Source organism: Acidaminococcus nyctereutis (assembly GCF_052216985.1).
Taxonomy (GTDB): domain Bacteria; phylum Bacillota; class Negativicutes; order Acidaminococcales; family Acidaminococcaceae; genus Acidaminococcus; species Acidaminococcus fermentans_A.
This window is the reverse complement of sequence record NZ_JBQOUY010000026.1, coordinates 24972-34046: the sequence shown is the minus strand read 5'-3', so window position 1 is coordinate 34046 and position 9075 is coordinate 24972. Positions and strand designations below refer to the sequence as shown.

The following is a 9075-nucleotide window of genomic DNA, read 5'->3' as shown; positions in this document are numbered from 1 at the left end:
AGAAATTTGCAAGCAAATTTTTTGAATGTACAAACCCTAATCTGCTAACGATAAGATATTCGTTTCTATATCCAGCACGATACTGGTTCTACACCTTCAAAAGAACCTGGCCATGGGGACAGGTTCTTTCCAACGGCTCGAGACTCACGACTCGAGACCCGAGACCTCAAAAAGAGGCTGTTGCTCACGCAACAGCCTCTTTGATCATTTTTCTTTCCCTTTATCCAGCATGTTCTGGATTTCCTGCATGAAACTGTTTACATCGGCAAACTGGCGGTACACGGAAGCGAAACGGACATAGGCGATCTGGTCGATCTTTTCCAGGTGGGCCATGACCACTTCTCCGATCTTCGTGGACTTCACCTCATTCTCGCCGGAAGCCCGGATTTCATTCTCGATCTGGTTCGTCAGGCTCTGGATCTGTTCATAGGTGAAAGGCCGCTTTTCAAAGGCCCGCAGGAGGCCTGCCAGGATTTTCTTGCCGTCGAACATTTCCCGCCGGCCATCCCGTTTGATGACCAGGAGGGGGATCTGTTCATATTTTTCGTAAGTCGTGAAACGCCGTCCACAGCGGGGACACTCTCTCCGACGCCGGATGGACGCCCCCTCTTCAACGGAACGGGAATCAATGACACGGCTATCTTCGCAGCCACAGAATGGGCATTTCATAACCTACACCCCCTGCTCCTTATTTGTTGCGGATCCAGGGCGGAATCTCCGAAGTGGGAGAAGTGAAGCTGCTCACCTTAGAGCCGGCAGCTTCTTCTGCAGCCCGGGTGATCCGGCTGGTAGAAGTCTGGGGTTTCACAAAGGAAGCCGGTTTCGGAGCAGCAGTGGCAGTCGGTTTCCCTTCATCGATCCCGGTAGCAATGACGGTGACACGGATTTCATCTTCCATGTTTTCATCGATATTGGCCCCAAAGATGATGATGGCATCCGGATCCACTACATCGGTGATGATCTTGCTGGCTTCGTTTACATCCATCAGGCTCAGGTTGGGGCCGCCAGTAATATTCAGCAGCACGCCTTTGGCGCCTTCGATGGTGGAATCCAGGAGCGGGCTCTTCACTGCATTTTCGGCAGCAGCAGCAGCGCCCTCGTCCCCTTTGGCCGTACCGATCCCCATCATGGCGGAACCGGCGTTGGTCATGACAGCCTTCACGTCGTTGAAGTCCACGTTGATCAGGCCGGGGACACTGATCAAGTCAGAGATCCCCTGTACGCCCTGGCGCAGCACATCATCGGCCAGTTTGAAAGCATCTTTCATAGAAGTCCGTTTATCTACTACCTGGAGCAGACGATCGTTAGGGATGGTGATCAGGGCATCCACCTTGGCTTTCAGGTTGGCAATCCCCTGTTCCGCCACGTTGAAACGGCGGCGTCCTTCAAAGGAGAAGGGTTTCGTCACAACGCCCACGGTGAGGGCGCCGGCCTGTTTGGCCATTTCCGCCACCACATGGGCAGCCCCGGTACCAGTACCGCCGCCCATGCCGGCAGTGATGAAGACCATGTCAGCCCCTTTTACGCACTCTGCCAGTACGTCTTTGGATTCTTCTGCAGATTTTTCCCCGACTTCCGGGTTGGCCCCTGCACCCAGGCCTCTAGTTTCGTCCTCACCGATCTGGATCTTGGTGGGGGCGCTGGATTTTTTCAGCTGCTGCGCATCGCAGTTCACGGCGATGAATTCCACACCCTGCAGTCCGGCTTCGATCATGCGGTCTACCGCGTTGTTGCCGCCGCCGCCTACACCGATGACCTTGATCTTTTCCAGGGGCTGATCCATCGTATCTTTGTCTGCCTCAAACATGTTTCATGGTCCTCCTCATCTATTGTGTGATAAGATACTTATTTCTTCGTACACTACATCTAGTATACCATTTAACAGATAATATTTCATCCCCATTTTGGGGAAAATTTTACCGATGCAAAACAAGAACGTTCACAGGAATCTGCTCGGCAGATTCCCTCCCTCGGCCTGTAACCAGTGACCATTGACCATTGACGGCCGCGAAGCGGCCTCTCAGCTCCCCAGCAGCAGCCGCCGGATGATGGCGATGTTGTTGAAGATCCGCAGGCCGAAGGCGATCAGTGCCACGTAATACAAATCGATCCCCAGCCGGTATCCGAAATAGCACAGGAGCACTGCGAAGATCCCATTGGCAAAGAAACCGCTGAGGAAGATCCGGTGATTGAAATGGCCTTCCAGGGACGAACGATATCCGCCGAAGGCCGCATCCAAACAGCCCATGAAGGCCACCGCCACCAGTTTGCTGTACATAGGGGGCACCACAGGGAACCAAGCTCCCAGGGCGATTCCCGCTGCCAGTCCCACCAATGCGTAGATCATCCTTTGCCACCTTCTTCCGTCTTGGCATATTCGAAATGCCGGGTCCCCTTATACGCCGGGATCACCACATCGTCTTTTCTCTTCACATCCACCGTGATGCCCCAGAACTTCAGGGTCTCCACCACTCCGCCCCGGAGCCGCAGGGCGCTTTCCAGGGTCTTAGGGTCCCCGATGGCCCGGATCTCATAGGGCGGTGTGAAACGGGTATTGTTCACAGAGACCGTAGGCCCGGCACACCGCACTTCAGAAATATCCAGCAGCCGTTCCTGATTGACGGAAAGGGCTTCCGCCCCGGCAGCCCGGAGCTCATTCAGGAGCCGGAGCAGGTCATCATCATGGATCACATACAGGTTGGGATTTTCCCCGGCCTTGGGCGTCACCTGGCTGTCATTGACGACTACCAGCACACCGGGACCGTGGAGGGGCACTTCCCCAGCTTTGATCTTCAAGTCGTTCAGGACTTTCCGATCTCCTCCTGTCCCCTGTGTCTCCATTTCTTCCAACTTATTGGCCAGGGCTTTATTTTCTTTCTCCGCATTCTTCAGTTTTTCCACAAGATCTTCCGCCCGCTGCTGGTTCACAGACTGTTTGGCCTGTTCAGCACTGCGGAATTGGGTCGAGATCATGGCTCCCACGATCAGACACACCAGGAAAACGAAGAATTTCTCTCTCGGACTGTGCACAGCCATGCCATTCTCCTAACTACAGTTTGATATAGGGTTTTTCGTAAGTCAGATCGATATATTGGGCCTTGATCTTTTTTGCTTCCAGCTCCTGACAGATGGACTGGAACACTTTCAACTTGTTTTCAGCATTTTCATACGTCCCCAGGATCACCGGGATGCCATTGTGGAGATAGATCTTGAGGTTCTTGCTCTCATCCACATGGATCTCCATGATCCGGTCCCGCAGACCCGGATCCAGTTTCCCCAGGAAGCCCAGGATGCCCTGTATCTCTTCATCTTCGGTCACATCCCCCAGTTCTCCCTGGGCAATATGCCAGCCGGAAACAAAGGGCGCCTCCCCGCCGGTGATCCCATCTGCCACACCGATGATATGGCCTGTAGGATCCACCTGGGCATACTGGCTTCCTTCCATGGCCACATACAGAGCCGGCTTCCGGTCCGTGATCACCACTTTCAGCACATTAGGCCAGCCCAGGGCCAGGTCCGCCTTTTCCACCCGGTAATCGGCCCGGAGGCTGGAAAGCAGTTTCTTCCGGTTGATATTGAAGATATTCAGAGGTTCTCCCGCATCCCCCATCTCCCGGACTTCTTCCAGCGTCACCGCCGTATCCCCCACGACCTGCAGCCGGCCAAAAGCCAGCCAGGGTTGGTGGAGCAGCACATAGGAAGCGATGAACAGCAGGAGCGAGGCCAAAAGCAGAGCCGCCCGTGCCTTGTTCAGCCGGCACCGGGGACGGCGGCGGCTCCTTGTTGGGCCGGGCTTTCCAGCTTCCGTCCCTGCCGGATGGTTCCGTTTTTTCCGGAACAGGCTTCTCCGTTCCTTCTTTTCCGGAGTTTCTCCTTTTTCTTCCTGCCGGGACTGGAACGTTTCCCGTCCCGCCGCCCGATCCTCCAAAGCCCTGGCTTCTTCCTCTTCGGTCCGGCCGTAGATATAGGCCTGGGCTTCCTGCCGGATCTTTTCCCGTTCCTTCTGCCGCTCTTCCGCCTGTTTCCTGGCTTCTTCCTGGCGCAGCCGGGCGGCCCGCATCTCTTGGCGGAAGCTGCTGGTCCGGCGTTCCCGTCTGCTTTCTTCTCCTTGCCGGCTGTCGGCCGGGGCAGTCCGGTCTCCCTCCTGTCCAGGCCGGACCTCCCGATCCTCTGCCTGTCTTTTTCCCCGGAGGTTTTCCCGGGCTTCCCGGTGCCCCTGCCCGATCCGGGGCTGGAGCCATTTGGGCCTCATCATATCAATGGGCCGTCTTCAGGATCTTTTCGCACAGATCCGGGAAGGAAATGCCCATAGCTGCCGCTGCTTTGGGGATCAGGCTGGTGGCCGTCATCCCCGGGATGGTGTTCACTTCCAGGACGATGCAGTCCCCGTTGTCTGCCAGCATCAAGTCCGTCCGGGCCACACCGCTGCATCCCAGGGCTTCGTAAGCCGCCACGGCGATCTTCTGGAGCCGCTGGGTAGTCTCTCCATCGAAAGGAGCCGGACAGGTATAGGTAGTGGCCCCTTTGGTGTATTTATTGTGGAAATCGTAGAAGTTCTCATGGGGTTCGATGAGCACCAGAGGCATGGGGACGGCCCGGCCGTCTTCTCCCATCATGACCCCAGCGGCCACTTCCTTGCCCGTGAAGAAGGCTTCGCACAGCACATGGTCGCCGTACTTGAAAGCTTCCTCCAGGGCATCATCCAGCTGCTTTTCGTCTTTTACGATCACCACGCCGATGCTGGAGCCCTGGGTGGCCGGTTTCACCACACAGGGGATCCCGATTTCCTTCAGGATCCGGTCCTTGGGTCCTTTATCCAGCTTTTTATCCAGGAAGATGCATTTGGCCGTGGGTACATGGTTGTTCTGGAACAGATGCTTGGTATAGACCTTGTCCATAGCCAGGGCGCTGGCCAGGACGCCGCTGCCCGTATAGGGGATCCCCAGCATTTCCAGGATCCCCTGGAGCCGCCCGTCTTCCCCATAGAGTCCATGGACCGCATTGAACACCACCTTGGCCCCGGATTCCTTCAGCTGATCCACGATATGTTCCGGGTCCAGATCGATGGCCACAGCATCATACCCTTTTTCCTTCAAGGCGTCCAGGATGGCAGTCCCGGTATGCAGGGACACTTCCCGTTCTTTAGAAGGTCCGCCCATGACCACTGCCACACGATCTTTTTTATCCATTATCCATTCCTCCGTTCCAATGCCTGTACCAGATGTTCACTGAGTTTGTAGATATCCCCGGCCCCGATGGTCATGATCAGATCCCCGCTCTGGGCCTCCCGTTCCAGATGATCCAGGATGGTGGGCTGATCCGGCAGGTATTCTACCTGCTGACCGGTAGTCTCCCGGACTTTATCTGCCAGCATCTTCCCTGTGACGCCAGGGATGGGATCTTCGCTGGCAGCATAGATATCCGTCACGATCAGCTGGTCTGCATCTTTGAAGGCTACGGCGAATTCGTCCAGGAGCAGCTGGGTCCGGGTATACCGGTGAGGCTGGAACACCACGGTCAGCCGCTGGGGATGGGTCTGCCGGGCCGCTTTCAAAGTCGCTTCGATTTCCGTAGGATGGTGGGCATAATCATCCACCACCCAGATACCGTCCACTTTTCCCTTGGTCTCGAACCGGCGCTTGGCTCCGCTGAATTTCTCCAGGGAGGCCAGGATCTCTTCCAGCGGGAGCCCCAGCTCCCGTGCCGCAGCAATGGCCCCCAGGGAATTGAGCACATTATGCCGGCCGGGAATGATCAGATGGCCCCGGCCGATGGTCTCTCCCTTGTACACCACATCATAATAGGTGCCGTCCGTACCATAGCTGATGTCCTTGGCCTGGTAATCCGCATCCTGGCTGTCGATGCCGTAGCTGATCACCCGTTTGTCCGTATGTTCCCCGATGGTCCGCACCTTGGCGTTGTCATAGCAGAGGACGACACAACCTTCGTCCTTGATCTGGGACACGAACTGGGCAAAGGCCTTCTGGATGTTTTCTTCGCTGCCGTAATGGTCCAGGTGGTCATCTTCAATATTGGTGACCACAGCGATATAAGGACGGAACTTCAGGAAAGAGCCGTCACTTTCGTCCGCTTCCGCCACCACATAATCACTCTTCCCGTTGGCAGCGTTGGAACCCAGGTTGTTCACGATGCCCCCTACCACGATGGTAGGATCCAGGCCGCAGTCATAGGTGATGCAGCTGAGCATGGAGCTGGTGGTGGTCTTCCCATGAGCCCCGGCCACAGCGATCCCTTTGTGCTTGTTCATCAGATAGGCCAGCACGTCGCTCCGATGGATCACCGGCACCTGCCGGCGGTGCGCTTCCACCAGTTCCGGATTGTCCGGATGGATGGCGGTAGAGACCACCACCACTTCCGCCCGCTCGATCTGGCAGGCGGCGTGGCCGATGAATACCAGGGCGCCTTCCTTGGCCAGCTTGGTAGCCATATAGCCCGGTTTGGCATCGGAGCCGGACACATGGTAGCCCCGTTTGATCATCACGTAGGCCAGGGCACTCATGCCGGCTCCGCCGATTCCAATGAAATGAATGTTTTTAATCGTATCCAGATCAACCAATGGTCGTTCCTCCTATTTGTTCCGTTCTGCCAGCTCCATAGCAGCTTCCGCGATGGCATCGGCTGCCTGGGGCATGGCTGCCCGCAGGGCACTGCGGTGCATGGTTTCCAGCCGTTCCGGTTCCTGGAGCAGCTTTTCCACTTCTTCCAGGAGCCAGTCCCCCGTCAAGTCTTTATCCAGTACCACCAAGGCCGCTCCCTGGGCTGCCAAAGCCCGGGCATTGTATTCCTGGTGGTTGGCAGTGGCGTAGGGATAGGGAACCAGGATGGAAGGGATCCCTTTCACCATGAGTTCCGCCAGCCCGATGGCTCCTGCCCGGGAAACAGCCAGGTCGGCGGCCGCCAGTGCCAAGGGCATATCGTGGAGATAGGGCACCACGTGGATATTCCCGGCATGGAGCACCTTATCCCCCACCGCTTCCGCATGTTTCTCATAACCGGTCGTGCCGGTGGCATGGAGGATCTGGATCCGGGGATTCCCGGCCAATTCCTGCTCCACCGTCACCATGGCCTGGTTGATGGTCCGGGCTCCCCGGCTGCCTCCAAAGGCCAGCAGGGTCGTCTTCTCCGGATCCAGGCCGAATTTCTTCAGTCCCTCTTCCCGTCTGGCTTCCAGGATCTCCTGACGGACCGGGTTCCCGGTATAGACTTTTTTGGCATGGGAAGCAAAATATTTGCTCCCTTCTTTATAGCCCAGGAAGACTTCATCCACGAACCGGGAGAGGATCTTATTGGTGACCCCGGGCATGGCATTCTGTTCCTGGATGCAGGTAGGCACCCGTTTCATGGCCGCCCAGAACAGGATGGGGCCGCACACATAGCCTCCCGTGCCGATCACCAGATCCGGATCCAGCCGGTTCAGCAGGCTGTAGGCTTCCTTCATGCCCAGGACCAGTTCACAGGCACTTTTCAGGGTGCCCAGCCCCAGGTGACGTTCGAAGCCTGCCACCTGGATAAATTTCAGGGGATACCCATAGCGGGGGATGATATCCTTTTCCAAGCCTTTTTGAGTCCCCACAAAAGTGATTTCACAGTCAGGGTCCAGCCGCCGCAGCGCTCCGGCAATGGTCAGTGCCGGATAGATGTGGCCGCCGGTCCCCCCGCCGGACAGTACGACTTTCACGCTTCTGCCTCCTTAGCCAGATCATGGACGATCTGTTTGAAGACCCGGCCCCGTTCCGGGAAATTGGCGAACATATCATAGGAAGAACAGGCCGGGGACAGGAGCACCACCTGGGGTGCTTTAGCCAGACTGTACGCTTTCCGCACCGCGTCTTCGAAAGTCCCGTCGATCAGGATGATGTTCTTCACTCCGTGTTTTTCGGCGGCTTCATAGAACCGCTGCCGGGCTTCTCCCAGAAGGATCAGGACATCGGTCTTGGCCTTCACTGCTTCCATCAGATCATCCAGGCCGGTCATCTTGTCGTGGCCTCCGGCCAGGAGGATCACATGGCCGTCTTTGAAAGCTTCCAGGGCCTTGATGGCGGAATCGGTATTGGTGGCTTTGGAATCATTGTAGTATTTCACCCCGTTGATGGCGGTCACATATTCCAGCCGGTGTTCCACGCCCCGGAAGGCCTTCAGCACCTGGGCCATGTTCTCGGCCGTGACCCCGGCGAAATGGGCGGACAGACAGGCAGCCAGCACATCCTGTTCGTTATGGGCCCCGAAGATCTGCAGATCGGATACCTGGCAGATTTTTTCCTTCTTCCCGTCCAGGGCCAGGGTGAACCAGCCATCCTCGATGAAGCCCCCTTCCGGCAGCACTTTCTGGGTGCTGAACCAGACAACCCGGCTTTTGGCCCTGTCTCCCAGCTTGCTGGAAACCGGATCGTCGGCGTTGAGGATCAGGATCTGGTCCGGTGTCTGGAAAGCGAAGATCTTGCTCTTGGCCGCCACATAGCCCGCCATATCCCCGTGCCGTTCAAAATGGTCCGGGGTGATGTTCACGATACAGGCCACATCGGGCGCCAGGCTGGTGGTTCCTTCCAATTGGAAGCTGGACAGTTCCGCTGCCACCCAGGAATCCTGGTCCAGGTCCTGGAGTTCTTTGCTCAGGGCAAAGCCGATATTCCCGGCCACCGCGGTCTTCACCGGCAGGGTAGCTAGCATCTTCCCCAGCAGAGTGGTGGTGGTGGTCTTGCCATTGCTGCCGGTCACAGCGCACCAGTGGCCTTTATACAGCCGGCTGGCTTCTTCCGCTTCGGCGATGATCTCCATCCCCAGTGCCCGGGCTTTCTTCACCGTTTCCGTCGTAAAGGGGATCCCGGGAGAGATGATGAAGAGGCGGCACTGTTCCAGAAAAGGTTCCGGATCCTTCCCACAGATGTATTCCCCTCCCCGGTCCTGGAAAGCCTGCAGCCAGGCCGGATCCAGTTCTTTTGTATCATCATTGTAGAGGATCACCCCAGCCCCTTTTTGGGCCAGGACTTCGGAAACCCCCTGGCCGCTGATGCCGGCCCCATACACAAAGATCTTTTTCTTGTCATCCATGAAAGA

General features: G+C 56.9%; 9 protein-coding genes. All 9 read right to left on the bottom strand.

Annotation, left to right across the window (positions count from 1 at the left end; all coding sequences use genetic code 11):
• Nucleotides 1-204 precede the first annotated feature (204 nt).
• Nucleotides 205-669, bottom strand: coding sequence for a transcriptional regulator NrdR (gene nrdR / locus ACTUHY_RS10685; RefSeq protein ID WP_442827697.1), 465 nt, complete (start codon nt 667-669; stop codon nt 205-207).
• A gap of 19 nt (nt 670-688) precedes the next feature.
• Nucleotides 689-1807 (bottom strand): cell division protein FtsZ, encoded by a 1119-nt coding sequence (gene ftsZ, locus ACTUHY_RS10680; RefSeq protein WP_278675642.1) that lies wholly within the window; start codon nt 1805-1807, stop codon nt 689-691.
• A 213-nt stretch (nt 1808-2020) separates the two neighbouring features.
• Complete coding sequence (locus ACTUHY_RS10675) at nt 2021-2347, bottom strand: small basic family protein (RefSeq protein WP_278675644.1); 327 nt, start codon at nt 2345-2347, stop codon at nt 2021-2023.
• Nucleotides 2344-3036 carry a DUF881 domain-containing protein gene (locus tag ACTUHY_RS10670; protein ID WP_278675646.1) on the bottom strand — a complete coding sequence of 231 codons (693 nt, stop codon included), beginning with the start codon at nt 3034-3036 and terminating at the stop codon, nt 2344-2346. Before ACTUHY_RS10670 ends, ACTUHY_RS10675 begins: the two co-directional genes overlap by 4 nt.
• Before the next feature lie 13 nt (nt 3037-3049).
• Entirely contained in the window at nt 3050-4255 is a 1206-nt protein-coding gene (locus tag ACTUHY_RS10665) for a cell division protein FtsQ/DivIB (RefSeq protein ID WP_442827696.1), read from the bottom strand.
• 1 nt (nt 4256) lies between these two features.
• Entirely contained in the window at nt 4257-5189 is a 933-nt protein-coding gene (locus tag ACTUHY_RS10660) for a D-alanine--D-alanine ligase family protein (protein ID WP_442827695.1), read from the bottom strand.
• Entirely contained in the window at nt 5189-6577 is a 1389-nt protein-coding gene (gene murC / locus ACTUHY_RS10655) for a UDP-N-acetylmuramate--L-alanine ligase (protein WP_442827694.1), read from the bottom strand. Before murC ends, ACTUHY_RS10660 begins: the two co-directional genes overlap by 1 nt.
• A 12-nt stretch (nt 6578-6589) precedes the next feature.
• Nucleotides 6590-7699 carry an undecaprenyldiphospho-muramoylpentapeptide beta-N-acetylglucosaminyltransferase gene (gene murG, locus ACTUHY_RS10650; RefSeq protein WP_442827693.1) on the bottom strand — a complete coding sequence of 370 codons (1110 nt, stop codon included), beginning with the start codon at nt 7697-7699 and terminating at the stop codon, nt 6590-6592.
• Nucleotides 7696-9069: a UDP-N-acetylmuramoyl-L-alanine--D-glutamate ligase gene (gene murD / locus ACTUHY_RS10645; RefSeq protein WP_442827692.1), complete on the bottom strand. Its 1374-nt coding sequence runs from the start codon at nt 9067-9069 to the stop codon at nt 7696-7698. The genes murG and murD overlap by 4 nt, the downstream gene beginning before the upstream one ends.
• Nucleotides 9070-9075 lie beyond the last annotated feature (6 nt).